Source organism: Streptomyces sp. R44, assembly GCF_041053105.1.
Taxonomy (GTDB): domain Bacteria; phylum Actinomycetota; class Actinomycetes; order Streptomycetales; family Streptomycetaceae; genus Streptomyces.
Genome location: NZ_CP163444.1, coordinates 3,232,230 through 3,258,126 on the forward strand (window position 1 = coordinate 3,232,230; position 25,897 = coordinate 3,258,126).

At 73.8% G+C, this 25,897-nt stretch carries 21 protein-coding genes and 3 tRNA genes; 12 read left to right on the top strand and 12 right to left on the bottom strand.

The window, feature by feature from the left end; genetic code table 11:
- Positions 1 to 126 precede the first annotated feature (126 nt).
- Genes AB5J54_RS14905 through AB5J54_RS14920 form a run of 4 tightly spaced genes read left to right on the top strand, consistent with a single transcriptional unit; the run spans position 127 to position 4,931 of the window.
- Complete coding sequence (locus tag AB5J54_RS14905; protein ID WP_369144406.1) at positions 127 to 966, top strand: phosphatase PAP2 family protein; 840 nt, start codon at positions 127 to 129, stop codon at positions 964 to 966.
- Positions 899 to 2,023: a hypothetical protein gene (locus AB5J54_RS14910; protein WP_369144407.1), complete on the top strand. Its 1,125-nt coding sequence runs from the start codon at positions 899 to 901 to the stop codon at positions 2,021 to 2,023. The genes AB5J54_RS14905 and AB5J54_RS14910 overlap by 68 nt, the downstream gene beginning before the upstream one ends.
- Positions 2,014 to 3,603 carry a hypothetical protein gene (locus AB5J54_RS14915; protein WP_369144408.1) on the top strand — a complete coding sequence of 530 codons (1,590 nt, stop codon included), beginning with the start codon at positions 2,014 to 2,016 and terminating at the stop codon, positions 3,601 to 3,603. Before AB5J54_RS14910 ends, AB5J54_RS14915 begins: the two co-directional genes overlap by 10 nt.
- Positions 3,600 to 4,931, top strand: coding sequence for an AAA domain-containing protein (locus tag AB5J54_RS14920; protein ID WP_369144409.1), 1,332 nt, complete (start codon positions 3,600 to 3,602; stop codon positions 4,929 to 4,931). Before AB5J54_RS14915 ends, AB5J54_RS14920 begins: the two co-directional genes overlap by 4 nt.
- 15 nt (positions 4,932 to 4,946) lie before the next feature.
- Here the strand turns inward: AB5J54_RS14920 and AB5J54_RS14925 are convergent, their stop codons facing one another.
- Entirely contained in the window at positions 4,947 to 5,546 is a 600-nt protein-coding gene (locus tag AB5J54_RS14925; protein ID WP_369144410.1) for a peroxiredoxin-like family protein, read from the bottom strand.
- Between the two features lie 93 nt (positions 5,547 to 5,639).
- Here AB5J54_RS14925 and AB5J54_RS14930 point away from each other — a divergent pair, with 93 nt between their 5' ends.
- The 4 genes from AB5J54_RS14930 (at position 5,640) to AB5J54_RS14945 (ending at position 7,587) form a co-directional block, all read left to right on the top strand.
- A complete protein-coding gene (locus AB5J54_RS14930; protein ID WP_369144411.1) occupies positions 5,640 to 6,257 on the top strand; it encodes a TetR/AcrR family transcriptional regulator in 618 nt (205 codons plus the stop codon).
- Between the two features lie 99 nt (positions 6,258 to 6,356).
- Positions 6,357 to 6,713, top strand: coding sequence for a hypothetical protein (locus AB5J54_RS14935; protein WP_369144412.1), 357 nt, complete (start codon positions 6,357 to 6,359; stop codon positions 6,711 to 6,713).
- A 180-nt stretch (positions 6,714 to 6,893) separates the two neighbouring features.
- On the top strand, positions 6,894 to 7,523 hold the full coding sequence (locus tag AB5J54_RS14940; protein ID WP_369144413.1) for a hypothetical protein: 630 nt from the start codon (positions 6,894 to 6,896) through the stop codon (positions 7,521 to 7,523).
- Positions 7,514 to 7,587, top strand: a tRNA-Lys gene (locus AB5J54_RS14945). The genes AB5J54_RS14940 and AB5J54_RS14945 overlap by 10 nt, the downstream gene beginning before the upstream one ends.
- Before the next feature lie 97 nt (positions 7,588 to 7,684).
- Here the strand turns inward: AB5J54_RS14945 and AB5J54_RS14950 are convergent.
- Positions 7,685 to 8,932, bottom strand: a complete 1,248-nt coding sequence (locus AB5J54_RS14950; protein ID WP_369149333.1) for a M6 family metalloprotease domain-containing protein — start codon at positions 8,930 to 8,932, stop codon at positions 7,685 to 7,687.
- Between the two features lie 354 nt (positions 8,933 to 9,286).
- On the opposite strand from AB5J54_RS14950, the gene AB5J54_RS14955 reads away from it, so the two are divergent.
- On the top strand, positions 9,287 to 11,161 hold the full coding sequence (locus AB5J54_RS14955) for a putative bifunctional diguanylate cyclase/phosphodiesterase (protein WP_369144414.1): 1,875 nt from the start codon (positions 9,287 to 9,289) through the stop codon (positions 11,159 to 11,161).
- An 81-nt stretch (positions 11,162 to 11,242) separates the two neighbouring features.
- Here the strand turns inward: AB5J54_RS14955 and AB5J54_RS14960 are convergent, their stop codons facing one another.
- The gene (locus AB5J54_RS14960; protein ID WP_369144415.1) at positions 11,243 to 12,949 is read right to left on the bottom strand and encodes a glycosyl hydrolase family 18 protein; all 1,707 of its coding nucleotides are present in this window, start codon (positions 12,947 to 12,949) and stop codon (positions 11,243 to 11,245) included.
- 246 nt (positions 12,950 to 13,195) lie between these two features.
- Entirely contained in the window at positions 13,196 to 14,287 is a 1,092-nt protein-coding gene (locus tag AB5J54_RS14965) for an LLM class flavin-dependent oxidoreductase (protein ID WP_369144416.1), read from the bottom strand.
- Positions 14,288 to 14,602: 315 nt separating this feature from the next.
- On the opposite strand from AB5J54_RS14965, the gene AB5J54_RS14970 reads away from it, so the two are divergent.
- Both AB5J54_RS14970 and AB5J54_RS14975 read left to right on the top strand, forming a co-directional pair.
- On the top strand, positions 14,603 to 15,361 hold the full coding sequence (locus tag AB5J54_RS14970; RefSeq protein ID WP_017237127.1) for an IclR family transcriptional regulator: 759 nt from the start codon (positions 14,603 to 14,605) through the stop codon (positions 15,359 to 15,361).
- Positions 15,362 to 15,436: 75 nt separating this feature from the next.
- Positions 15,437 to 15,510 (top strand) — tRNA-Lys (locus AB5J54_RS14975).
- Between the two features lie 55 nt (positions 15,511 to 15,565).
- Here the strand turns inward: AB5J54_RS14975 and AB5J54_RS14980 are convergent.
- The 6 genes from AB5J54_RS14980 to AB5J54_RS15005 form a co-directional block, all read right to left on the bottom strand.
- Positions 15,566 to 16,228, bottom strand: a complete 663-nt coding sequence (locus AB5J54_RS14980) for a response regulator (RefSeq protein WP_369144417.1) — start codon at positions 16,226 to 16,228, stop codon at positions 15,566 to 15,568.
- Positions 16,159 to 17,466: a sensor domain-containing protein gene (locus tag AB5J54_RS14985; protein WP_369144418.1), complete on the bottom strand. Its 1,308-nt coding sequence runs from the start codon at positions 17,464 to 17,466 to the stop codon at positions 16,159 to 16,161. The genes AB5J54_RS14980 and AB5J54_RS14985 overlap by 70 nt, the downstream gene beginning before the upstream one ends.
- A 448-nt stretch (positions 17,467 to 17,914) precedes the next feature.
- Complete coding sequence (locus AB5J54_RS14990; RefSeq protein WP_369144420.1) at positions 17,915 to 19,576, bottom strand: long-chain-fatty-acid--CoA ligase; 1,662 nt, start codon at positions 19,574 to 19,576, stop codon at positions 17,915 to 17,917.
- Between the two features lie 39 nt (positions 19,577 to 19,615).
- Positions 19,616 to 20,209 carry a lytic polysaccharide monooxygenase gene (locus AB5J54_RS14995; RefSeq protein WP_369144421.1) on the bottom strand — a complete coding sequence of 198 codons (594 nt, stop codon included), beginning with the start codon at positions 20,207 to 20,209 and terminating at the stop codon, positions 19,616 to 19,618.
- Between the two features lie 129 nt (positions 20,210 to 20,338).
- Positions 20,339 to 21,781 (bottom strand): SPFH domain-containing protein, encoded by a 1,443-nt coding sequence (locus AB5J54_RS15000; protein WP_369144422.1) that lies wholly within the window; start codon positions 21,779 to 21,781, stop codon positions 20,339 to 20,341.
- Positions 21,782 to 22,688: 907 nt separating this feature from the next.
- Positions 22,689 to 24,119: a peptidoglycan-binding protein gene (locus AB5J54_RS15005; protein ID WP_369144423.1), complete on the bottom strand. Its 1,431-nt coding sequence runs from the start codon at positions 24,117 to 24,119 to the stop codon at positions 22,689 to 22,691.
- Positions 24,120 to 24,303: 184 nt separating this feature from the next.
- Between AB5J54_RS15005 and AB5J54_RS15010 the strand changes: the two genes are divergently transcribed.
- Positions 24,304 to 24,377: transfer RNA gene (locus AB5J54_RS15010), tRNA-Lys, on the top strand.
- A gap of 300 nt (positions 24,378 to 24,677) precedes the next feature.
- Here the strand turns inward: AB5J54_RS15010 and AB5J54_RS15015 are convergent.
- The gene (locus tag AB5J54_RS15015; protein WP_369144424.1) at positions 24,678 to 25,340 is read right to left on the bottom strand and encodes a class F sortase; all 663 of its coding nucleotides are present in this window, start codon (positions 25,338 to 25,340) and stop codon (positions 24,678 to 24,680) included.
- A 2-nt stretch (positions 25,341 to 25,342) separates the two neighbouring features.
- Positions 25,343 to 25,897: a hypothetical protein gene (locus tag AB5J54_RS15020; RefSeq protein ID WP_369144425.1), complete on the bottom strand. Its 555-nt coding sequence runs from the start codon at positions 25,895 to 25,897 to the stop codon at positions 25,343 to 25,345.

A 25,897-nucleotide genomic window follows, 5' to 3' on the forward strand; every position in this document is an offset into this window, starting at 1 on the left:
GGTTCACGGGTGCGGACGTGCCTCTCCCATCATCTCCGACGTGAATCCGGGGTGACCTCCGGGCAACCCTTGGGGGCCGGGGGGCGTCCCCTCCCCCGGGGCGATCACCGACGGGGGGACCCATTCATGCGCAGGCCACGCTGGTGGGCGGAGCTGTCCCTGATCGCCGTCGTGTACGCGGCCTACTCGGGCGGGCGGCTCCTGGTGAAGGGCGACGAGGCCTCGGCCGTGGAGCACGGGCTGGCGATCCTGCGTGTGGAGGAGGGCCTCGGGATCGACGCCGAGCACCCGCTGAACCGGCTGTTCACGAGCGTTCCCGCGCTCGGGATACCCGCGGACTTCGCGTACGCCTCGCTGCACTACCTGGTGACCCCGGCGGTCCTGGTCTGGCTCTTCCGCCGCCGCCCCGCCCCGTACCGGGCCGCCCGGACCTGGCTGATGCTCTCCACCCTGCTCGGGCTCGTCGGCTTCACGCTGCTTCCGACCTGCCCGCCCCGGCTGCTCGACGCGGCCCACGGCTTCACGGACACGATGGCGCGTTTCGCCTCGTACGGCTGGTGGGGCGGCGAGGCCAGCGCGCCGCGCGGGCTGGGCGGCCTGACCAACCAGTACGCGGCGATGCCCAGCCTGCACGTCGGCTGGGCGCTGTGGTGCGGGGTGATGCTGTGCCGGTACGGGCGGACGCCGCTCACGAAGGCCCTCGGGGTGCTCTATCCGCTGGTCACCGCGCTCGTCGTGATGGGGACCGCCAATCACTATCTGCTCGACGCGGTCGCCGGGGTCGCCGTGATGGGCGCCGGGCTGCTGCTCGCCCCGTACGCGCTGCGGCTCGCCGACCGGATCCGCGGAAGGGCGGAAGCTCCCCCGGTTGTCAGTGGCGGATGCGAGACTTCCACGGGTGAGCGCATCCCTGGACAGCGGTCTGTCCGCACCACCGCAGACGACAAGCAGGCATCGGCTCGCTGAGCTGCGCGGACCGGGTGTCGTGCCGCGTCCGCTGGACGCCCGGGCCCTCGCGGCGCTGGCCGCCAACCCGGGCTGCAAGCGGCGGGCCGTCCTCGACGGCGCCGGGGTCGACAAGTCGGCGCTCGCGGCCAGGCTCGGCTCGCCCGCCCCTTTCGGGCAGTCGCAGTTCGCGATCGTCCGGGGCAACTCCTTCGAGGCGAAGGTCAAGGCGGACGGCGGCCGCGAGCTGCTGCGCCTGATCGGCGTCGAGGAGCCGGGCGAGGTGTCCCTGCCGGACCTCGCGGCCGCCGGGCCCGAAGGCCGGGTGGCGCGGACCGCGCTCGCGCTGCGGGAGGCGACCGAGGCGGGGGCGTGGGCGCTGCTCGACCATCCGCTGCTCGCCCTGGAGGTCGCCGGCTCCCCCGTCTACCTGGAGCCGGACGCGGTGGTCGTGCACCCCGACGGCGGGTGGACGGTGGTGGAGATCAAGTCGTTCCCGATGATCGACGGCTCGGCCGACGCGTCGAAGGTCGGCGCCGCGGCCCGCCAGGCCGCGGTGTACGTGCTCGCCCTGGAGCGGGTGGCGGCCCGTACGGAGGGGGCGCGCGTCGCGCAGTCGGTGCTCCTCGTCTGCCCGAAGGACTTCTCGAACGTGCCGGCGGCCTCGGTGGTCGACGTGCGCAAGCAGCGGTCGGTGACGCGGCGGCAGCTGGCCCGGCTGACCCGCATCGACGAGATCGCGCGGGCCCTGCCGGAGGGCCTCAGTTTCGACGTGGTGGAGCGGACGGCGGAGGAGCTGACGGCGGCCGTGGAGTGCGTGCCCCACCAGTACGCGCCGGAGTGCCTGGCCGCCTGCGAGCTGGCCTTCCACTGCCGGGCGCGCTCCCGGGAGGCGGGCGCCGTGGAGACCCTGGGCCGTTCGGTACGGGGCGAGCTGGGCGGCCTCACGACGGTCGGCGCCGTGCTTGCGGCGGCGCGCGGCGAGGAGGGCGACCCGGAGGACCCGGCGGTGGCGGCGCTGCGCCGGGCGCGGGCGCTGCGCGAGGAGGCGCTGGCGGGGGTGGCGGCATGTCGTTGATCTCCACGCTCGCCCGGATGGAGGCCGTCGAGTCGGGCCGGGCGCAGCCGCTCGCGACCGTCCGGCACCGGCGTCTGTCCGAGCGGCCGCTCGTCCTCGTGCCCCTGACGACCGCCGGTGAGGCGGGCGCCCCGCTGGGCGCGCTCGTCGGCACCGATCCGGAGGAGCCCCGGCTGCTCGTGGTGGCGCAGCCGCGCGACCGTGACCTGCGGTTCGCGTTCCTCGCCGACCTGGCCGAGGAGGTCCTGCCGTACATCGACTCGTTCACGGACGTCGTCGAGGCGGCCGAGAAGAGCGAGGTCGACCCGGAGACGGGCAAGAAGGTGAAGGTCGAGGTCGAGCTGTGCGCCGACGCGCCGCAGCTGATCGTGCCGAGCCGGGCGGGCGTCGAGTACGTACGGCTGCTCGGGCGGTCCACGCGGTTCCGGCGGACGGCCGAGCAGGACCCGGAGACGCCGTTCCCGGCGCCGCCGCGCGTCCCGCTGCTCGGCCGCTGGCTGACGCACCTCGGCGAGCGGGCGCGGGTGCCCGGCTCCTCGCTGCTGCTCGCGGCGACCGACCTCCTCAACCGGCACTGGGCGACCGGCCAGTCGTCCCTGGAGGACCAGCACCTGGGCGCGTTGCTCGCCTGGATCGACCCGTACGACGGGGAGCCGGGTGCCGAGGGGGCGCTGCGGGCCGAGGTGGGCCGGGACGCGCAGGGGCAGCTGCTGTGCCCGCCGGCCGGTCCCGCGACCGACCCGGCCTTCGACAACAAGCTCCTGGCGCCCGCGATCGAGCGGTACGACCGGGCCCGGCAGGCGCTCGGCGCGGCCGAGGACGGCGAGAGCGCCGACGCGGGCCTCGGCGAGCTGCACGCGGCCGAGCGGGAGCTGCGCCGGCTCGTCGTCTCGCAGCTGAAGCCGACCTGGGACGCGGTCTGGCGGGCGATCGGGCTGTTGCGGGAGCTGCCGGAGGGGGCCAGGGTCGAGGACCGCTGGACCCGGGACCGCTGGTCCTTCACCGGCCACCGGGACCGGGTCGCGGCCGGTGAGCCGCCGCAGCCGCGCCGGGACGACGCCGTCACGGCCGCTCAGAAGCTCGCCGCCCGTGAGCAGGCGCAGGGGCAGCTGGAGGCGCAGGAGGCCCTCGACGATCCGCTGGTCCTGGCGGGGCGGCGGCTCGCGGGCGAGGCGTTCACGGCCGAGGTGGTCGAGGTGACGATGGCGTGGACGGAGTCGAAGCGGCCCGCGCCGCGCCCGCTGGTCACGGTCCGGACGGACGACCGGCCGCACCTGGGCGAGGGGGTGAAGGTGTACCGCTCGCTCGACGGGAAGCCGCAGACGGCCGAGTTCGTGCGGTACGAGGAGGACGGCTCGCTGCTCCTGCGGATCCTGGACCGGATGGGTCGTTCCAAGGAGCCCGCGGAGGGCTCGGTGCCGGAGAAGGGCGAGCGGATCGCCTGGACGCTGTTCGAGCACGACCAGCGGGTCGGGCCGAAGCTGCCGGATACAGAAGAGACGCCCTGGACGCACGGCGGCCCGCCGCGTGCGGACGCCGTGGAACTGCCCGACGCCGTGACCCCCGAGGACGTCCTGTGACCCTGTTCGACCCGTCCGCCGAGGCCGCCCGTGCGACCGGCGCCATCCTGGCGGACACCCTCCACGGCACCTCCCGCGGCGTCGTCGTGGACTCCCCGCCGGGCGCCGGCAAGTCGACGCTCGTGGTGCGGGCCGCCCTGGAGCTGGCCGCGGCCGGCCGGCCCCTGATGGTGGTCGCCCAGACGAACGCGCAGGTGGACGACCTGGTGCTGCGGCTCGCGGAGAAGGAGCCGGACCTGGAGGTGGGCCGGCTGCACTCGAACGACTCCGACCCGTACGACAAGGCGCTCGACGACCTGGCCAGCGTACGGAAGTCGGCGAAGGCGGGTGAGCTGACCGGACTGCCGGTCGTCCTGTCCACGGCCGCCAAGTGGGGGCATGTGAAGAACGTCGAGCCGTGGGCGCACGCGATCGTCGACGAGGCGTACCAGATGCGCTCGGACGCGCTGCTCGCGGTGGCGGGCCTCTTCGAGCGGGCGCTGTTCGTGGGCGACCCGGGGCAGCTCGACCCGTTCTCGGTGGTGGGCGCGGACCAGTGGGCGGGGCTCTCGTACGACCCGTCGGCGTCCGCCGTCTCCACCCTCCTGGCCCACAACCCGGAGCTGCCGCAGCACCGGCTGCCGGTGTCCTGGCGGCTTCCTGCGTCGGCGGCGCCGCTGGTGTCGGACGCGTTCTACCCGTACACGCCGTTCCGCAGCGGCACCGGGCACGGGGACCGGAAGCTGTCCTTCGGGGTGGCCTCGGACGGTTCGGGGACCGACCGGGTCCTCGACGAGGCCGCCGAGTCCGGCTGGGGCCTGCTCGAACTCCCGGCGCGGCACACCCCGCGCACCGACCCGGAGGCGGTCGGCGCGATCGCGCTGGTCGTGCGGCGGCTCCTGGACCGGGGCGGCGCGGCGGTCTCGGAGCGCTCGGAGACGCCGGTCCCGCTCACCCCGGACCGGATCGCCGTCGGCACCGCCCACCGCGACCAGGCGGCGGCGGTCCGGGCGGCGCTCGCGGACCTGGGCGTGGCGGGCGTGACGGTGGACACCGCGAACCGGCTCCAGGGACGTGAGTACGACGTGACGGTCGTCCTGCACCCGCTGTCCGGGCGCCCGGACGCGACCGCCTTCCACCTGGAGACGGGCCGGCTGTGCGTCCTGGCCTCCCGGCACCGGCACGCCTGCATCGTGGTGTGCCGCGCCGGGGTGGCGGAGCTCCTCGACGAGCACCCGTCGACGGATCCGGTGCAGCTGGGGGTGGCGGTGTCGTTCCCCGACGGCTGGGAGGCGAACCACGCGGTCCTGTCCCATCTGGAGGAACACCGGGTGTCCTGGACTCCGTGACGGCTCCGCGACCAGTCAGTCCGTCGCCGTGAGCGCCGCCGCGTGGACGAGGAGTTCGTCCACCGACCACTGGTCGTAGACGTGTTCGCCGTACTTCACGGCGGCGACCCGGCCGTCGGGGCCGATCAGGAAGTCGGCGGGGAGGCCGAGTCGCCCGGCGGGCTGGGCGGCGGCCGGCGGGCGTTCCCGGCCGCGGAGGAACTGCCCGGTGCTGCGCAGCACGGCCCGTGCGATCGCCGGCCAGGCCCGCGGGTCGAGCAGCGCCCTGCGGTGGGACTCGACCCCGAACTCGGCGTAGAGCAGCCGGTCCGGGTCCGCGACCACGGGGAACGGCAGGTGCTCCACATGGGTGCGGAGCTCGTCGGCCGGCGAGTGGAAGAGCACCACCTCCCGGATCCCGGCCCGTTCGATCTCGTCGTGGCGCAGGACCACCGATCGCAGATGCAGGTTGCAGACCGGGCAGCCCGCGAAGCGCCGGAACTGGATGTGGGTGGGGCGCTCGGGGTCGGGGAGGGACAGCGACGGCCCGAGGACCGGGGCGAGCGTCCTGGCCGGGACGGTCCGGCCGGGCTCCAGACGGCCGTGCGTACGGGACGGGGGCAGGGGTGCGCGCATGGGACACCTTCCTTCGGTGGACGTCCTTCGTGGCACGTAGGCGTACGGCGTACTCCTAACAGCGTAGGCGTAGGGCGTACGCTGTCAACCGCCATGCCACGCCCCCGCTCCCTCACGCCGGACCAGCCGGCCGCCGCGGCCCTCGCCGTCATCGATCGCGACGGCCTCGCCGCCCTCTCCATGCGCACCGTCGCCAAGGAACTCGGCATGAGCCCCATGGGGCTCTACCGGTACGTGGCCGACCGCGTCGAGCTGGAGGGGCTCGTGGTCGAGCGCGTCCTCGGCGCCGTCGACACCACACCCCCCACCCGGGACAGCCCCTGGCGCGAGCGCGTCGAGCTGATGGTCCGGCGGCTGCGCGACGCCGTGGTCCGGCACCCTGCGGCCATCCCGCTGACCGTCACCCACCGACACCGGGCCGCTGCCGGTCTGCGCTGGTCGGAGACCGTGCTCGGAATCCTCGCGGAGGCGGGGATCGACGGCGGGAGCAGGGTCGTCGCCCTGCGCGCGCTCCACGGGTACGTCACCGGCGCCATCCAGCTCGAACAGCTCGCGCCACTCGCCGGTTCCGGCACCGAGGCCATCGCCGCACTGCCCGCCGACCGGTTCCCCCGACTCGCCGAGACCGCACGCGACGCCCGCGCGATCGGCCCGGACGAGGAGTTCTTCGGCGGCCTGCGCCTGCTCCTGCGGGGGCTCGGCGAGTCGTAGCCGGGGCGCGCGGCGGGCGCGCCGCGCCCTTGCGGGGCGCGGGAGAATGGAAGGCGGCCCGGGTTTCCGGGCCGTGCCTGTGCGAGGAGGAGAAGAACGATGGCGGAACCCGCGGAGCGGAGCGCACAGCGGCGGCTACGGCCGGCACCGCTGATCTTCGAGCCTGCCGAGGCGACCGCCGATCCGGAGCACTTCTTCGACCTGGAGTCGATAGAGGATCCGCGCGAGCTGCTGTCCCGGGCGACGGAGCTGACGCTCGCGTTCCGGGCGGCGACGGACCGGGCGACCGAGTTCCAGGCGATCGCGGCGGCGCAGCTGGCCGATCCGCGCCGGTTCGACCGGCTCACGGCGGCGGACGTCGCCGAGCGGGCCGAGTGGACCGAGGACTACGCCCGGAAGATGATCGAGTTCGGCCGGGACCTGATCCGTACGAACGGCCGCCCGTCGGAGGACTGAGCCCGAGCCCCGGCCGACCCGGCCGGGGGGACGCAGCCGCCTGGCTCGGAGACGTACAACTGACCGAAAAAGCCCCCCTGGCATATGCCGAGGGGGCACGATACTCCTCGCCCACCCCTCCTGTCCGGGATTCCGGGAACACTCGGCAATCGGGGAGTTACGCCCGGTAGACCTGGCTCCATGACGACCTGGCTGCGCGACGAGACCCCGCACGACATCTTCCGGTTCCTCCGGGAGGGTGACGAGGGACGGCACCAGACGGCCCGGGTGACCGCCGACGGGGCCGCCTGGCTCGCCTCGGCCGCCGGGGGGCGCGACGGCGCCGCGCTCACCCGCTGGGAGTCCCGCCCCGACTCCCCCGCGGCGCTGCCCTGCGGGACGGTCTTCGACGTCGTCAACGTGGACCCGGTCTTCGGGCGGCGGGTGCTGGACCGGCTGTGGGAGGAGGGCCCGGGTTCGGGGCCCGTCGCGATGCACCGGGGCCGGATGATGCTGTTCGCCGCGCCGGGGACGGCCCAGCGGCTTCCGGCCCTGCTCGACTGGGAGGAGTGGGGCGAGGCCGTCCCCCGGCCGCTCTGTCACGGCCTCGGGGACGCGGTGACCGTGCCGCCGCTCGTGCCGTCCGGCTCCTCCGGGCCCCGCTGGCTGGTGGCCCCCGACACCCGGAACCCGTGGCTGCCCGGTCCCGAGGTCGTGCTCTGGGCCTGCGTGCGGGCCGTCCGGGCGGCCTCCGCCGCCGACGTGCGGGTATCGATTTTTCCTCCCGCCGATCCGGATGCTAATGTCTACGACGTCAGCAGGCGCCGCTAGCTCAGTTGGTTAGAGCAGCTGACTCTTAATCAGCGGGTCCGGGGTTCGAGTCCCTGGCGGCGCACAGACGGAAGAAGCCCCTCGCGGAAGCGGGGGGCTTCTTCGTGTTCCGGCTGTTTCGTGTTCCGGCTGTTTCGTGTTCCGGCTTCTTCGTGTTCCGGTCATCCCCTGGGCGGGGTGATCTTCACCGTCCAGACGCCGGACCCGGTGCGGTCCAGGACCTCCACGCGGACCCCCGTCCCCGGCACGGTCAGGGTCTCGCCCTCCTCGACGGGGGCGTCCGCGAGCGGCGGGTAGACGGAGCGCTCCGCGCACGCCGCGGTGTCCGGGTGCGCGTCCACGACCTCGACCGGGCCGTCGCCGGAGGCCGCGCCGTTGCGGACCCGGTAGACGAGGACGCCCTCGGTGCAGGTGTCGGCGTCGTTCCCGGCGCTGCCGCGGGCCTCGATCGCGAGGACGCTGTCGGGGCCGGTGCGGACGACGGCGAGCCGGGTGCCGAGGGTGCCGCCGTCCGTCGGCGGGGCGTCGGTCGGCTCCAGGCTGACCAGGCGCGCGCCGGCGCCCTGGACGCAGGTCACCTGGGCGCGGGAGAGCCAGCCCAGCTTCCACTTGTGCCAGCCGAAGAGGTCCGGGGAGAGCCCGAACTGGCTGCCCATGACGTCCCAGTCGCCCACATGGGTGTCCCAGTCGCCCTTGCCGTCCACCGGGCGGTGGTACAGGTCGGGCAGGTCGAAGACGTGACCGGTCTCGTGCGCGAGGACGTTGCGGTCGGGCGGGTGCCGCTCGAAGACGGTGACGACGCGCTTGATCTCGGTGCCGTCGACCTCCACCGGGCGCTCCAGGTTGACGACCTTGGTCGCGTCCGAGTCCACGCCGGGCGCGTCCGGGTCGGCGACCAGGTAGACGATGTCGTACCGGGAGAAGTCGACGTCCTTGTCGGCGGCGGAGATCGCGTCGCGGAGGTAGGCGGCCCGCTTCCCGGCGTCCCAGTCACGCCGTATGTCGTAGTCGCCCGACTCGTGCGGCATCGGCGTCCAGTCGGCCCGGGGGTGCGCGCGCAGGCTGAAGCGCCCGTAGGAGGCGCGGTCGAAGAACTCGCTGGTGGCGGGGAAGTGGTCGGCGGCGAGTTCCGCCGGCCGGGTGAGCGGGACCGAGTCCGGGAACGACAGGAAGATCATGACCGCGTCGAGGGTCTGGTTCGGGCGCGTGTAGGAGCCGTTCCAGGTGTCGAGGCCGAGCGAGTGATGCGCGGCGGTACGGGGCAGGGCGCAGGGACTCGCCGAGGACGCGCCGACGGCGGGACCCGCGACGAGCCCGGTCGCGGCCAGGGCGGCGAGCGAGGTGAAGGCCGCCGCGCCGGCACGCAGCCGTGGGCGTTCCACTCCCCCGGGTGGCTGCTGACCCCTCACGTGGACCTCCGGATCGGGAATGCGGGACACCCCACCCACCTTGTGATGGTTCGCGGTGTTTCGCATGTTTCCGCTGCCCCGGTCGGGTGAGGGCCCGCCATCGGGTCGACGCGACACGAGCGCGCTTCAGCTCACGGAAAGTCACATTCGGTCAGGCCCTCGACGGCCCGTGTCAGACCCGTGCAGAAACGATCGGGCGGGCTTGTGCGGTGGGCGGCCTCACAGCAGCCGGGCCCCGTCACCGAGGCCTCGGAGCTGGAACGCTCCCCCGGCTGGCTCTATGATCGGCTCACTCTTCCTTGGCCGACCATCCCGACCACATGTGACCGGCCCGACTGCACACGGGAGCGAGCGGTGAGCGGAACCCCCGAAGGACCGGTGCACCCAGAACCGGCGGAGACACACACGGCCGAACCCGCACTCACGGAGCGTCACCTCGCGCGCCGGGCGGCCGAACTCAGCGACTGCCGCGCCGCCTTCCGGGTCGCCCAGCTCGCCATGGCCGTCGTCGACGAGAACGGCGTCGTCGTCCTCGCCAACGACTCCTTCGGCACCCTCCTCGGCAGCGAACCCGCGGCGCTCCGGGAGCAGGCCGCGGCCGACCTCGTCGACCTCGCCTCCGACGGACGCACCTGGCACGCCTACCGCGAGGTGCTCGGCGGCCGCCGCTCCCGCTTCCGCTGCACCCGCCGCCTCAAACACGCCGACGGGCGCTCGCTGTGGGCCGAGGTCACCGTCGCCCCCGTGCCCGACAGCCGGCGCGTCCTGCTGTCCATCGCGGACATCAGCGACCGGCGCGAGCTCCACGCCCGGCTGCGCCACCTCCAGATGCACGACCCGGTGACCCGGCTGCCCAACCGGGCGCTGTTCTTCGAGCGCCTCTCCGCCGCCCTGGAGGCCGCGGCCCAGGACGCCGCGCACGCCGAACCGGTGGTCCCGTCACATGAATCGCATGAGTCGTACGAGTCGTACGGCTATGGCAGAACAGGGCGGATCGGCCTCTGCTATCTGGACCTCGACGGCTTCAAGGCGGTCAACGACACCCTCGGCCACCGGGTCGGCGACCGGCTCCTGGCCGCCGTCGCCACCCGCCTGACGGAGTGCGCGGACAGCGACGGCTACACCCGCAACGGCGGCCACCTCGTGGCGCGGCTCGGCGGCGACGAGTTCGCGATCCTCGTCGAGGACTCCACCGGCACGGAACAACTGGCCGACCTGGCCCGCTCGGTGCTCGACGCCCTCCAGCGCCCCTTCGACCTGGGCGGACAGCGGCTCTCGGTCTCCGCCTCCATCGGCGTGGTCGAGCGCGCGGCGCCCGGGACGACGGCGACCGCCCTCATGCAGGCCGCGGACACCACGCTGTACTGGGCGAAGGCGGACGGCAAGGCCCGCTGGACGCTCTTCGACCCCGAGCGCAACGCCCACCGGATGACCCGGCAGGCGCTCTCCTCCACCCTGCGTCCGGCCGTGGAGCGCGGGGAGTTCGCCCTGGAGTACCAGCCGCTCGTGGACCTGACCGACGGGGCGGTGCGCGGGGTGGAGGCGCTGGTGCGCTGGAACCACCCGCAGTTCGGCTCGCTCGCGCCGAATCGGTTCATCGGGATCGCCGAGGAGGACGGCTCCATCGTGGAGCTGGGGCGATGGGTGCTCGACACCGCCTGCCGGCAGGCCCGGCAGTGGCAGAAGGACCATCCGCGGGAGCGCCCCCTCTTCGTCAGCGTCAACGTGGCGGTCCGTCAGGTCTGGGACTCCGACCTGGTCGCGGACGTGGCCGGCATCCTCGCGGAGACCGGCCTCGCACCGCACCTGCTCCAGCTGGAGCTGACCGAGTCCGCCGTGATGGGCTCGAACGGCCGGCCGCTCCAGGCGCTCCAGGCGCTGAGCGACATGGGCGTGCGGATCGCGATCGACGACTTCGGCACCGGCTACTCGAACCTCGCCTATCTGAGCCGGCTGCCGGTCTCCGTGCTCAAGCTGGACGGCTCCTTCGTCCGCGGCTTCCAGGACGAGGAGCACGCCAACCCGGCGGACGAACTGATCGTCGAGGCGCTCGTGCACCTCGCGCACCGGCTCGGCCTCACCGTGACCGCCGAGTGCGTCGAGACGGCCGGGCAGGCCAGCCGGCTGCGGCGGATCGGCTGCGACACCGGGCAGGGCTGGCTGTACTCGCGGGCGGTGGCCCCGGACCGTATCGCCGAACTGATCGGCACGGAGCCGCTGCCGGTGTAGTGCGTACGCGCACGGGCATGGAACTGCCCCCGGCCGGAGGGACATACCGGGCGGGGGCAGTGGTTCATGCAGAGCGGTGGATCAGCAGGCGCCCTGGTCCTTCCAGACGCCCCACTCGCCGGTCGTGCCCGGCTCCTCGTTCTGGGTCCACCACTGGGCCTTCCAGGTGTGGCCCTTGTGGGAGACGAGGCTGCCGCCGGTGTAGACGGTGCCGGCCACGTACGCCGGGGCGGTGCAGCCGGTGGGCGGCGTCGTCGGCGGGGTCGTGGGCGGGGTGGTGGTCGGCGGGGTCGTGGGCGGCGTCGTCGGCGGGGTCGTGGGCGGGGTGGTCGGGCTCGTCGGGGACGAACCGACCGCCGTCACGATGTCCTTGAAGAGGGTCGCGTTGGCGTCGAGGCCGAGGAGCGAGTACATCATCGCGCCGGCGAGACCGCGCTGGTGGGCGTAGTCGGCGCGGGCCTGGATGGTGCGCTTGTCCAGGCCGGTGAAGAACTCGCCGTCCTTGTAGAAGTACGCGGACTTGGCCTGGTCGTCCCAGAAGGTGCCGGCCGCGTTGTCGACGATGCCGCCGAGCTCCTTGTAGTACGCGATGCCGGCCGCCTGGCTCAGCGGGCGGGCGTTGGAGCCGCCGGTGGCCGTCTGCGCGAGGCCGTTGGTGGTCCCGGCGGGGACGCCCTTCCAGCCGCGGTAGTAGAACTCGTAGCCGAGGGTCAGCTTGTTCGCCGGGAAGCCGCCGGTGATGCCGTAGGCGGGCTTGCCGTCGATCCAGGAGTCGATGGCGTTGTCGATCGAGTACTTCTCGGTGCCCGGCTTGATGACGTCGGTCGGGTCGTTCGTACCGGAGTACAGCGGGGACTGGTGGTACGTCGGCCCGTCGCCGTCCCAGGCGCCGTGCATGTCGTACGTCATGATGTTCGCGTAGTCGAGGTACGCGCCGATCTTGTCCGTCTCGATGTTCTTGATCTTGTCCTGGCCGGCCGGGAGCGCGGCGGTCAGGAGGTACTTCTTGCCGCCGTGGGCCGCGCCGTACTCGTCGAGCTGCTTGCGGAACTCGGCGAGCAGGAGCGTGAAGTTCTGCTTGTCCTCGGGGGCGTAGTGGTTGCCGAGGTGGCCGTCGGCCGAGCCGGGGTACTCCCAGTCGATGTCGATGCCGTCGAAGATGCCGGCCGCGGTGCCGGGGCCGCCGAAGCCGCCCTCGACGGGCAGGTCGCCCTGGATGTACTGCTTGACGCAGGAGGCGACGAACTTCTTGCGGCTCGCGTCGGTCTTGGCCGCGTCCGAGAAGTACTTGGAGTAGCTCCAGCCGCCGATCGAGATGTTGATCTTCAGCTTGGGGTGCTTCGCCTTCAGCTCCTTGAACTGGTTGAAGACGCCCACGATCGGCTGGTCCCACTTGTCGGCGACGCCGTCGACGCTGTCCGCCGCGGAGAAGGACTTCTGGTAGTCGGCGTACGAGTCGCCGGCTCCGTCACCCGCGTTGGGGTTGTTGTCGTCGCCCGCGGCCTTGTTGGCCTCGAAACAGGTGAGGTCGGTGGGGTGGATGTTGCCGAACGAGTAGTTGATGACGTCCAGGTCGGCCGCGATCCCCCGCTCGTCGAGGTGCTTGGGGTAGAAGGCGTTCCCGTAGACGCTCCACTGGTCGTAGTACGCGATCTTCACGCCGCCCGTGGAGGCGGTGGTGGTGGTCTCGGCGGCCTGGGCGGAACCGAGGCCGGCCGTGGCGGCGAGGGCGCCGGCGGCGAGGGCCGAGCTGAGAAGCGCGGCGATCAAGGGCTTACGGGGGTGCACGTGCTGCCTCCGAGAGGGGGTGGCGGTACGGAAGTTGGAGCAGTGATATCCGCCGCATGAACAGCGCGTCAATGGTCTGAACCAGATTGAGGACTAGACCAATTTGGTGGAGAAAGCCCTTGTCAGAGCCGTGAAGCACAAAACGGAACCGCCCGCCACCATCGGTGACGAGCGGTTTAAGGTTCGCTTAGGGCGAGGCCGGTGGTTCGTTCGGGAGTGAACCAACCGGCCCTCGAAATCAGGGTTTCACAGGGCGGGAACCTCAGGGAGGTCCCCGAGATCCGGAAGCTCGTACGCGTCGGCGATCAGCTCGTAGCTCCGCACCCGCTCCGCGCCGCCGTGCCCGTTGGCCGTGATCATCAGCTCGTCCGCGCCCGTCCGCTTCCGCAGGTCGTCCAGGCCGGTACGGACCTCGTCCGGGGTGCCGTACACGATGTTCGCGAGCCAGCCGTCCACGAACTCCCGCTCGGCGGGGCTGAATCCGTACGCCTCCGCCTCCTCGGGCGTCGGCACCAGACCGGGCCGCCCGGTCCGCAGCCGCAGCATCGCGAGCGCGCCGGCGAGGACCTGGCGGCGGGCCTGGGCCGCCTCCTCGGCGGCGAAGGCCGAGACGCCGATCATCGCGTACGGGGCGTCGAGGACCTCCGAGGGCCGGAACGAGTCCCGGTAGAGGTCGAGCGCCGGGATCGTGTTCCTGGCCGAGAAGTGATGGGCGAAGGCGAAGGGCAGCCCGAGCAGGCCCGCGAGGCGGGCGCTGAAGCCGGAGGAGCCGAGCAGCCAGACCGGCGGGCGTCCCTTCGGGCCCTGCACCGGTCCCGGCACGGCGTGGATCCGGGCGTACGGATGCCCGTCCGGGAAGTCGTCGTCCAGGAACCGGGTCAGCTCGGCCAGCTGCTCGGGAAAGTCGTCGGCGCCTTCGTCGAGCGTGTCGCTGCGGCGCAGGGCGGCGGCCGTGGCCCCGTCGGTGCCGGGCGCGCGGCCGAGACCGAGGTCGATCCGGCCCGGCGCGAAGGCCTCCAGGGTGCCGAACTGCTCGGCCACGACGAGCGGGGCGTGGTTGGGCAGCATGACGCCGCCCGAGCCGAGCCGGATGCGGCGGGTGTGCGCCGCGAGGTGGGCGAGGATCACGGCCGGGGAGGAGGAGGCGACCCCGGGCATGGAGTGGTGCTCGGCCACCCAGTGCCGGTGGAAGCCGCGCCGCTCGGCGAGCCGGCTCAGCTCGACGCTGGTGGCGAGCGCCTGGGTCGCGGTCCGCCCGCTGCCGACGGTCACCAGGTCCAGTACGGACAGCGGTACGGGCGCGGTCCCCCGCGCCTCTCCTCGAATAGCGTCGGTCACCGTCGGAGCCCTCCTCGGCACACGTACAGATACATCCATGCCGTAACAGGAGGGTGTCTCCGCTTATTCCGCCCTCCGCGCGGCGAAAATTTCTCCCCCCGCCCGATGGCCGAACACCGACGCCGGGCACCCCGGCGCACGCCCCTGACCTGAGGCTCTGCGCACCACCCATGACGTGGGCATATGCCAGAGTGGCGAAGCCCAGCCCAGAGGCCCGGACCTCCGCATCATTCTCGCCAACAGCCGCCCCGTAAACGGTCCTTGGCGGCTATCGTGGTACGAAAGCTTGCGGTCACAACCTGGTAGGGGGAAACCGTGGCGCTGAAGCCCGAGCCCACCGCGCCGTTCCACTCGGTGCAGTACGCCCTTCGCGTCCTCGAGACGGTCTCACGGCACGGTGGCGGAGTGACAGACGTCCAGATCGCGCGCGAGACCGGCCTGCCCGTCGCCCACCTGTCCTCACTGCTCCTCATGCTCCGCCGCGAGGGGTACGTCGAGCAGGTCGCCGACGGCGCGTACGTGATCGGGGACTCCCTCGTCCTCCTCGGCTCCGGCCTGACCCGCCGCGAAGCCCTGGAGGCCAAGCTCCAGGAGACCCTGACCGAGCTCCGCGACTCCGTCGGCGCGGCGGTCTACATCAGCCGGTACATCGACGGCGAGGTGAAGATCACCCAGTTCGCCGACGGCCCGCGCACGCCCAAGGTCAACGAGTGGGTGGACTTCCGTTCGGCCGCGCACGCCAGCGCGGTCGGCAAGTGTCTCCTCACCCAGCTCGACCAGAACGGCCGCCGGGACCATCTCTCCCGGCACAAGATCGCCCGGCTGACCTCCCGGACGATCACCAGTGAGCGGATCCTCTTCTCCAAGCTCGACAGCCAGCCGGCCACCGTCCCCGTGCTCGACCTCCAGGAGTACGCGGTGGGCACGGTCTGCGCGGCCGTCCCGCTGACGGCGGGCTCGGCCGTGGGCTGCCTGGCGCTCTCCCTGCCGATCGAGCACGCCCACCGGCTGCGCGCGGCGGCCGACACGCTGAACCGGCGAGCCGCTCCGGTGGTGCTGTCGCTGGCGATCTGAGGCGCCCGGAGAGGGGTCCCGGCGGGGTGGTCGGAAGCACCCCTCGGGACCAGGTAGTATTTTCTCTGTCAGCAGGCGCCGCTAGCTCAGTTGGTTAGAGCAGCTGACTCTTAATCAGCGGGTCCGGGGTTCGAGTCCCTGGCGGCGCACAGACAGAGAAGGCCCCTCACTTCGGTGGGGGGCCTTCTTGTATGGGTCGTGCCCTCATGCCCTGAGGTAGGTCAGGACAGCCAGGACCCGGCGGTGGGTGTCCTCGGCCGGGGGCAGGTCCAGCTTCGCCAGGATGTTGCCGATGTGCTTGCCGACGGCGGCCTCCGTCACGACGAGACGGCGGGCGATCGCCCCGTTGGAATGGCCCTCCGCGACCAGGCCCAGGACCTCCCGCTCGCGCGGGGTCAGCGCCTCCAGGGGGTCCCGGTGCCGGCGGAACAGCTGCCGTACGACCTCCGGATCGACGACCGTGCCGCCGTCCGCGACCCGGGCCAGGGCGTCCGCGAACTCCTCCACCTGCCCGACCCGGTCCTTCAGGAGATAGCCGACGCCGGTGCCGTCGCCCGCGTCGAGGAGATCGGCGGCGTAGCTGCGCTGCACGTACTGGCTGAGGACCAGGACCGGCAGGGCCGGCCGCTCGGCACGGAGCGCGACCGCCGCGCGCAGGCCCTCGTCCTGGAAACCGGGCGGCATCCGTACGTCCGTCACGACGACGTCCGGGTCGTGGGCGGCGACCGCCTCGCGCAGGCCGTCGGCGTCACCGACGGCGGCGACGACCTCGTGTCCGAAGCGGGCGAGGAGGCCGATCAGCCCTTCCCGGAGGAGGACGCTGTCCTCGGCGAGGACGACGCGGAGCTTTCGGACAGTGCGGGACACGGGATCTCCACTCGCAGGAGGGTCGGCCCGCCCGGCGGGCTCATGATCGTCAGTGTGCCATCGAGGACGGCGATCCGGTCGGCGAGTCCGGTGAGGCCCGAGCCGCGGGCCGGGTCGGCGCCCCCGCGACCGTCGTCCTCGACGTCGAGCCGCAGGACGCCGTTCCTGTGCCGGGCGGTGAGCCGCGCCCGGCGGGCGCCGCTGTGCTTGCCGATGTTGGCGAGGGCCTCGCAGCCGGTGAAGTACGCGGCACTCTCGACGGCGCGGGGCAGCCGGGGCAGCGCGTCGGCGTCGGTGTCGACGGGGACGGCGGAGCGGTCGGCGGCGTCGGCGAGCGCCGGGCCGAGCCCGTAGTCGGCGAGGACCTGGGGGTGGATGCCGTGGATCAGCTCCCGCAGCTCGGTGAGGACCTGCCCGGCCTCCGCGTGGGCCTTCGCCAACTGCTCGGCGAGCGGGCCGCCCGGCAGGGCGTCGAGGCGGGCCAGGCCCAGGGTCATGGTGAGGGCGACGAGGCGCTGCTGGGCCCCGTCGTGCAGATCGCGCTCGATGCGTCGCCGCTCGGCCTCGAAGGCGTCGACGAGCCGGGCGCGGGAGGCGATGACCTCACCGATGCCGTCCTCCCGCTCGCTCTCGCGGGGAGTGAGCACGGCCCGGGCCAGGGCGGCGCGGGCACCGGCGACGGCGGCCAGCGGGTAGGCGAGGGCGACGAGGAGGACGGCGCCGAGGAGGGCGGCGGCGAGGGCCTCCGGATACGAGCTGACCAGGTACGCCTTGACGACCTTGGCCTCGTGGCCGTCCGCGGCCAGCTGGAAGGGGGCGCTGAGGAGCGCGAGGGGCAGGCCGATGCCGACGGCGAGGGCGAGGAGGTCGAGCGGCCACAGGACGGTGGCGAGCAGCAGGGCGTACGCGAACTCCCGCCAGGTGGCCTGCTCCGCCGCCCGGGTCCGGAACCAGGCGGCGAGGCCGGGGGCGGCGGGGACGCGGTGCGGGTCGGGGAGGGGGTCGAGGTCGACGATCCTCGTCCGGAGGCGCTCGATCCGCCCGAGGGCGATGCCGGAGAGCAGGAGCAGCGGCAGCCCGACGAGGAACAGGGAGAACACCCCGAGCACCAGGAACACGAATCCGGCCGCGGCCCCGAGGGCCCCGCCGGACGCGAGATACCCGACGGCCCGCCAGGGCCAGGGTCCGAGGAGGAAACGGGGGCGGGTGAGGGCCTGCCAGGAGGTACGGGGGTCCATGGGGGCCAACGGTAGGGCGGGGGCGGTGGGGGGACCAGGGCGCTACCGGGCGTGCGAGCGGTATGGCTGGACCTACCGGGGAGGCGCCCCGTTGTGGGCGGTCGCTCCGCCGGGGCGGTGCCCACCCCGTTGCGGGCGGTCGCTCCGCAGGGGCGGTGCCCACCCACCCCGTTGTGGGCATGCGTTCCGCCGGGGCGGAACGGGTGGGCACAACGGAACGGCGCCTTGCCGGCGCCAGAGGCTTACGCGCCTGAACCCGCACCACGTCGTGCGCCGCGCATCGGGTGCGGGTCCAGGCTCGGAACGCGGAGGCGCCGCTGGGCGCGCCGTCCCGTGTGCCCACCCGTCCCGCCCTGCGGGACGATTGCCCACACGGGCGCGTGGGCGACGTCCACCCGGGCGTGGGCCCACACGGCGGTGGGCGACGTGCACACGGGCGTGGGCGGGGTCACAGCACGGGGCGGGCGTGGTGGGTGTAGGTCTCCTGGAGGGTCTTCGTCTGCTCCGGGGTCAGGGGCTCGTACGCCGCCCCCGGCGCCGGACGCCACCACACCGGGTCCTCGCAGTGGAAGGCGGCCCGCCGGAGGGCCACCCGGTGGATCTTGTTCGTGGCCGTGAGGGGCAGTTCCTCCATCACCCGGACGAAGCGCGGCGGCATCTTCGTGCCCAGGTCCGCCTGGGCGGACAAGAAGGCCCCGAAGGCCGACGGGTCGAACACCTCGCCCTCCCGGAGGGCCAGCGCCGCCATCACCTGGTCGCCCGCCACCGGGTCCGGTATCGCGTAGACCGCGACCCCCGCCACCCGCTCCCAGCGCGCCAGGATGTGTTCGATCATCGCCGCCGCCAGGTTCTCGCTGTCGACCCGCAGCCGGTCGTCCGTACGGCCCGCGAAGTACAGGAAGCCGTCCGCGTCCCGGTAGAACAGGTCGCCCGTCCAGTACCAGCCGCCGCGCAGCCGCGCCGCCTCCGCCTCCGGGTTGCGCCAGTAGCCCTCGAAGGGCGACCGGCCCCGGTTGACCAGTTCACCGACCGCCTCGCTCGCGTTGAGGAGCCGGCCGGTGGACGAGAAGCGGGCCGGGGCGCATTCCTCCCCCGTCTCGGAGGAGATGACCGCCAGGTCGTCTCCCGGTGCCGCCCGGCCGATCGCGCCCGTCGGCGTGTCCGGGGTCCGCTGGATCGCCGCGCCGCCCTCCGAGGAGCCGTACCCCTCCACCAGCGGGACCCCGAAGCGTTCCCGGAAGCGGGCCGCGTCCACCGCCCCCGCCTCCGTGCCGAAGCCGAGCCGCAGCCGGTGCGCGCGGTCGTCGGGGCCGGGCGGGGTGGCGAGGAGGTACTGGACGGCGCGGCCCACGTACGTGAAGTACGTGGCGCCGAAGCGGCGTACGTCGGGAAGGAAGCGGGAGGCCGAGAAGCGGGCCCGCAGCGCCACCCCCGCCCCGGCGACCAGGGCCGGCGCCCAGTCGGCGATCACGGCGTTCCCGTGGAACATCGGCATGCAGATGTAGTGGACGTCGTCCCGCCCGACCCCGAAGTGGGAGACGAGTGACGCGCCCGCCGCGGTCAGGCGCCCCTGGCTGCACAGGGCCGCCTTCGGCGCGCCCGTCGAACCGGAGGTGAAGGAGAGCAGGAAGCGGCTGTCGGGGCGTACGGGGCCGAGGGTGGCGTCCCCCGGCCGGGCGCCCTCGTACGGGGCGAGGAGTTCCCCGTACGCCTCGGTGTCGGTGACCAGGATCCGTACGCCCGGCAGCGCGAGCCCGTCCAGGAGCGGCAGGTGGGCGCGCTGGGTGACCAGGACCCGGCAGGCGGTGTGCCGGATGTCGCGGGCGAGTTCGGCGCCGCGCCGGGTGGGGTTGATCCCGGCGACGGCGGCCCCCGCGAGGGCCGCCGCGCTGAGCCAGAGCGGGTACTCCGGCGTGTTGTCGAGCAGGATGCCGAGGTGCGGCTCGCCCCCCGGCACGGGTGGCATCAGGTCCACGAGCAGTGCGGCCCGCGCGGCGGCGCCCGCGGCGACCTGGTGGTGGGTGAGGGTGTGGTGCTCGTCCCTCAGGCCGGTCCGGTGGTCGCCCCATTGGCGCCGTACGAGCTCCGCGACGGTGTCCGCGCTCCTCATGGGCCGGACTGTAACTGACGTCCCATCAGAACTGAACGGTCAGAACGAGACGTCCGAGCAGGCGTAGAAGGCGTTCGCGGTGTCCGCGACCGTCCACACCGCCAGGATCAGGTGCCGGCCCGTCTTGCCCGCCGGGACCGTCCCGGAGTGCGAGAGCGTCGACGGCGGCTGCTGGTTGTTGTACGGGATGGTCAGGAACGGCTGGGGGTCGAGGTCCGCGCGGGTCAGCGCCTTGGACCCGGTCCAGCCGTTCTTGGTGATGTAGTAGCGGAAGTCCGTGGTGGCGTGGCGGGCGGTGAACTGCCACCGGAAGGTGTAGCTCTGCCCGGCCACCAGCCGTGTCGTCGGCCAGGCGCCGCCACGGGGGTCGTCGAGCTGCGCGAAGCGGGAGTTCCCGCCGGCGCAGATCTTCCCGTCGGCGGGGCCCGCAGCCGGGAAGCCCTTGAGCCCCTCGACCGACTGCGGCTCCCACTGGATGTCGCCGCAGTTGCTCACGGTCCGGTTGGCACAGAGCTTCTGACGGCTGATCGGCGCGTCGGTGTAGCCGTGACTGCCGGCGGTGCCGGTGGCGAGGACGGTGGCCCCGGCGATGCCGAGAGCCACCACCGCCGCCCCGAGTGCCTTGTTGCGCATGCTGTCGCTCCTGGAGAACGTGGGGAGTTCCTTGGGGCCGTGCGCGCGCGTACGGGGTACTGCTTCACGTGCATTTTGGTCTGGACCAAGTATCAAGGTAGGGAGGGAAGTTGAACATGTCCATCCCCGTCACGCACCCTCCACCGGGCCCGTCCTGCCCGTGTAGAACGCCACCGTCAGGTCCTTGACCAGCGCCTTGCGCTCGTAGTCGTCCAGCTCCACCAGACCACGACTGGTCAGCCGGTGGACCACGTCGTCCACCGCGTCCACCACCGAGGTCAGCACGCTGTCCCGGTGCTTCGCGTCGATCGCCGCGATCCGGCGCCGGCGCATCGCCGCCGCCACCTCCGGCGCGTACTCGATGCGCGTCGGCTGCGCCGAGAACACGTCCACGCCGACCGGGGCGCACTCCGCCGACAGCATCCGCGTCAGGGCCTCGCCGACCGCCTCCGCGTCCCGCAGGGTCGGCGCGTCCTCGTGGAACGCGTCCGCCGGCAGCTGAGAGAGCACCCGGGCCATCGCCGCCTCCACCTGCTCCCGCAGATAGTCCTCGTGCCCGTCGACCCCGAGCGACGCCCGGACCGTGTCCCGCACCCGCCACACCACCAGGACGGTCACGTCGAGCGCGGTGCCCTTCGCGTCCACCGCCGACAGCGGCTCACTGCGCCAGTGCCGCAGCCGGACGTCCACCCGGCGGCGCAGCAGCAGCGGGCTGACCCACAGCAGACCCGTACGGCGGACCGTGCCGCGGTAGTCGCCGAACAGGGTCAGCACATAGGCGTAGCCGACCCGGCCGCGGCCGAGACCGCCCAGCGAGAAGAGGGCGAGCACCACACCCAGGGCCAGCAGGCCCCACAGTCCGAGATGGATGCCGTGGTACGGGCGGGCCGGCAGCCGCAGCATCCGCGCCGCCTCGGCGGGCACCGCCCCGGCCCACCACACGACCCCCGCGCACCAGGCGACCGCGAGGACGCCGACGACCACGCCCACCCAGCCGGGCAGCACCGGCCCCGGCCGCTCGACGAGGGCGGGATCGGCGGTGGGGGCGGGACGGGAGCCGGACGTGGGCCGGGGCTTGGGCTGAGGCCTGGGCTGTGTCCCGGACCGCGCCTTCGGCTGGGCCTTGGCCTTCGGCCCGCCCAGGGACTGCGGGTCGGGCCCGGCCGGGGCCTGGACCTTCGACGGGGCGGGGATGGCGGCCCGGCGGGCGGGCGCCGGGGGCGGGGTGGGCGCGGCCATCGCGATGGTGTCGGGCCCCCCGTCGCCCTCGTCCGCCGCGACGGGGCTCCCCGGCTCGTCCCGGAAGAGCAGGTGCACCGGGATGGAGCCGGTGGTCTCGGTCCCGATCACGTTCTTCCGCCGCGCGACCCGCACGACACCGGCGACGGGCACCGCGACGGAGGCGACCCGCGCGCCACGGATCCGCTGGAAGTCGAGCGCGCCGTCGCCGTCCGGGGCCGGGGCCCCCGCCGACGCACCGGACCGGGGCCCGGCCGGCCGGCCCGGGGCCGTACCGGTATCGGAACCACCCGGCGCCGCACCGGAGCCGGACCCCGCCGAGGGGCCGGGCATGGCGGCTGCCGCCGACCCTCCTGCGGGCCCCGCCGGGGACGAAGGCGCAGGCCCACCGGACACGGCCTTTGCCGGGGCGACCGGCGCCGCACCGGAGACGGAACCGGCGGAGGCGGTCCCGGACGCGGAGGGCGCGGCCACAGTCGGGGGCGCCGGTGCCGTACCGGACACGGGACCTGCGGAGGGACTCCCGGCCGAGGACGCCACCGGGGCCGTCCCCGGCGCACCCGCGCGAGCCCCCGCCGGGGTCAGCGGTGCCGCACCTGACACGGGACCGTCGGAAGCGGTCCCGGACCCGGGCACCGCCGAGGCCGGCCCCGGCGCACCCGCCGCCGAACGCACCGGGGTCACCGGCGCCGCACCGGACACGGAACCCGCCGCGGGCACCGCCGACGTGCCCGCCGCGACCCCCGGCCGGGGCATCGGCGCCGCACCGGGCACGGAAGCCGCCGCGGGCACCGCCGACGTGCCCGCCGCGACCCCCGGCCGGGTCACCGGCTCCGTACCGGACACCGCTCCCGGACGTACCCCCACCCCCGCGGTACCCGACACCGCACCGGCCTCAGCTCCCGCCCCGGCCACCGGTGCCGCACCGGGCAGGAGGCCGGCCGCGGCCGGTCCCGTCTGCCCCGACGCGGGCACATCCGCGCCGACTCCCTCCGCGCCGGAGGCGGACACCGCCGAGGTCTCCGCGGGCGCGTCCGCCGCCTCGCGCGCCGGGGTCGCCGGCTCCGTACCGGACACCGCCGACGCCCGGTCGGGTTCCGGCGTCGGTGGGGACGTGCGGGGGAGGGTGCCGTCCGTCAGGCGTCTGGCCGTGCGGGCCGCGTCACGCGAGGCCGCCGCGCCGGAGTCCGCGGGGTTCGGGGTCGATGCCGTCATTCGGGTCCACCTCATGCTCTCGGGGTCATCGGAACAAACGCCGCCAGGTCTCCGGGCCCGGGTAGCCGTCGGCCGCTGCGCCGCGCCAGCCCTGTGCCCGCTGGAACGCCTCGACGTTGCGGCGGTCCGCCTCCGTCCAGCGCGGACCGGGTCCCGACAGGTAGTGCTTGCCGAAGCCCCGCTTCACCAGTTGTTTGCCCAGCTTCTCCACATATGCGTTGGATTGCCCCGGACGGAAGTAGCCACGCCCGGGAAACCCCGTCGCATTCGTGCTCGGACCGGCCGAACCACTCGAACCGCCGATGTCCTTGCCCCCGCCGGTCACGAGGAGCCGCCAGGTCTGCGGGCCGGGAAGGCCGTCCGCGTCCTTGCCCTTCCAGCCCTGCGCGAGCTGGAACGCCTGGGTCGCCCTGCGGTCCGCGTCGCCCCACCTCGGACCGGGCCCCTGGCTGTAGAACTTCTTGCCGCCGCGCTCGACGAGGAGCTTCCCGAGCTGGGTGACGTACGCGTTGTTCGCGCCCGGGCCGAACATCCCCGATCCCGGGTACGGCGCCGCCTCCGTGGACTCCGGCCCGCCGCCGGTGCCGCCGCTCACCACGCCCTTGTAGCGGTAGGCCACGTACCGGTCGGAGTTCTCCCAGTACGCCATCGGCGTCGGCTGCTTCCGCGTGCGCGGCTTCGTCTGCTCGTAGGCGAGGTAGGAGGTGTGCGTGTAGTCGGTCCAGCCGCCGAAGATCGTGACGTGCGAGCCGCGGGTCGGGTTCGCCGGGTTGTGGAAGAGCAGGATGTCGCCGGGCTGGAGCTCCGTGCGGTCGATCCGTACGGCGAAGCGGTCGAGGCTTCCGGTCCACTCGTTGCTGCGCAGGTTCCAGGCCATCGAGATGTAGCCGGAGCAGTCCTGGCGGTACCCGTCCGACCAGTATTGCTCCATCGAGTACGGGACCTGCGCCGAGACCCAGGTCTTGGCCCGGTTGATGATCTCCGCGCGCGTCGTCGGCCGCAGCGTCTCCGTCGAGATCTGACTGGTCGTCGGGACGGCGTCGGGCGCCGGGGCCGAGCCCGGTCCCGGCGCGCCGCCGTGCAGCGGCCCGCGTCCGCCCTGCGGGGTGTCGGCCCCCGGCCAGGACGTGCCGGGGGACCCGGGCGTCGCCGGCCCGCGCAGGACCGCCGGGTCCGCGTCCACCGGGACCGCCGGGACCTCCCCGTCCGCCGACGCCCCGTCCGCCGGGGTCTGGGGGCCCGGGCCCGTGAGGGCCGTCGCCACCCCGGCCCCTCCCCCACCCAGGACCACCCCCGCCGCCGTCACCAGGACCAGCGCGCGGCGGGCGCCGTGCGCCGCCGGGTGGCCGCCCGCGCGGACGGGCAGGCCCAGGGCGAGGTCACGCCGCTGCCGGGCGCAGCCCGGGCAGCCGCAGTCGGCTGCGGGTTCGAACTCCTCGAAGACCGGCACGCTCATGCGATTCCCCTCCACACTCGTCAAGATCTTTTTTGCCCTCGTTTCGGGCGTCAGTGTCTCAACTGTCTGGACAAATCGCATTTTGACGGATCGAAGGCCTGATACGACCATCCGACAGGCCGGAGGCGACCGGTATCGGTCGGGAGCACCCCCTCACGTCAGGTAGAGTTCTCTTTGTCAGCAGGCGCCGCTAGCTCAGTTGGTTAGAGCAGCTGACTCTTAATCAGCGGGTCCGGGGTTCGAGTCCCTGGCGGCGCACGCAGAGTCAAGGCCCCTCACCGATGGTGAGGGGCCTTGGTCTTTCTCCGGGCTTTCTGCTCCAACTACCGTGCGTCGTCGGCCAGTTACGCCGTACCCCTGGGCCGGGCGAGGGCAGGGCCTCTACAGTGTGCGGAACCCCGACCTCCCGCGGCGGCACCGGGCTCCTCCCGCGGCCCGTGAGCCCCGCGGTCGAGGACCGGCCCGGTCGGCGGCGGCCCGGGACGCGCCCCGCCGACCGCGGCCCGGTTCGGCCGGCAGGGAGGCAGGCAGGCAGGCAGGCAGGCAGGCAGGGATCGCTCAGCCCTTGCCCGTCAGGTACGCCGACACCACCACGTTCGCCGTGTACGTTCCCGCCGCCCGGTCGAAGGTGCCGCCGCAGGTGATCAGGCGCAGCTCTGCGCGGTGGGGGTCGCGGGCGCCGTAGACCCTGGTCGCGTCGAAGTCGTCCCGCGGGAAGACCTGGACGTCGTCGACGGTGAACTCGGCGACCGATCCGTCCGTCCGGGTGATGCGGACCTTCGCGCCGGGGCGGGCCGCGCTCAGGCCGTAGAAGACGGCCCGGCGGGTCTCGGTGTCGACGTGGCCGACGAGGAGGGCCGCGCCGGCCGCGCCCGGCCGGGTGCCGGAACCGAACCAGCCCACGGTGTGCGGCATCTCGAAGGGCGGTGGGTCGATGGCGCCCGTGGCGTCCAGGCCGCGCGCCACGACGGGCGCGCTGATGCCCAGGGAGGGGATGTCGATCCGCCGGGGTTCGAGGGGCGGCAGCGGGTCGCGGGCCGGGGGCAGCGGCTCGCCGAGGGGGCGGCCGACCGCGGCGATGTCGCCGGTGGTCGGTGCGGAGCTGCCGCCGGGTCCCTCGGTGGCCTCGCGGCCCCAGAGCCAGAGCCCGGACAGCAGGACCGCCCAGGCCACGCCGGTGACGAGGCGCCCGGTGCCCGCCGGGCGGGTTCCGGACGGCACGGTCACCCGCCGTCGCCGCCGGTGTCGGTGCGGCGGCGCGAGCTGCGGAAGGCGACCGCCACGGCGGCGATCGCGGCCATGCCGAGGCCGAGCAGGGTGTACGGGGTGCCGAGGCCGCTCTCGGAGGTGGTCTGGGCGACGCCGGGGGCCACGGGGGCCGCGAAGGCGGCGGTGCCTCCCCCGCCGGCGCGGACCGGGGCCACCGGGGTGGCGTGGTGCGTGGGCCGGTGGGTGGGCTCCTGGTGGTGCCGGACCTGCACGGTGCCGACGTCCCGGTGGTCGTGGCCGTCGCAGGTCACGCTGACCTTGTACGTGCCGTCCCGGAGGCCCGAGCGGAGGGTGGTGTCGCCGAACAGCGGGTTGCCGCCGCCGTCCCGTCCGGTCAGCTCCGCGTCGGCGACGAACGCCGTGGACCTGGCGGCGCCGGTCGTGCCCTTGCAGCCCTGGACGCGGACGTCGACGTCGGCGCCGGGCGAGGCGGTGGACGGGGTGACGGTGGCCTTCACCCCGTCGTGGGCGTACGCGCCACCGGCCGCCTGTGCCAGTACGAGCACCAC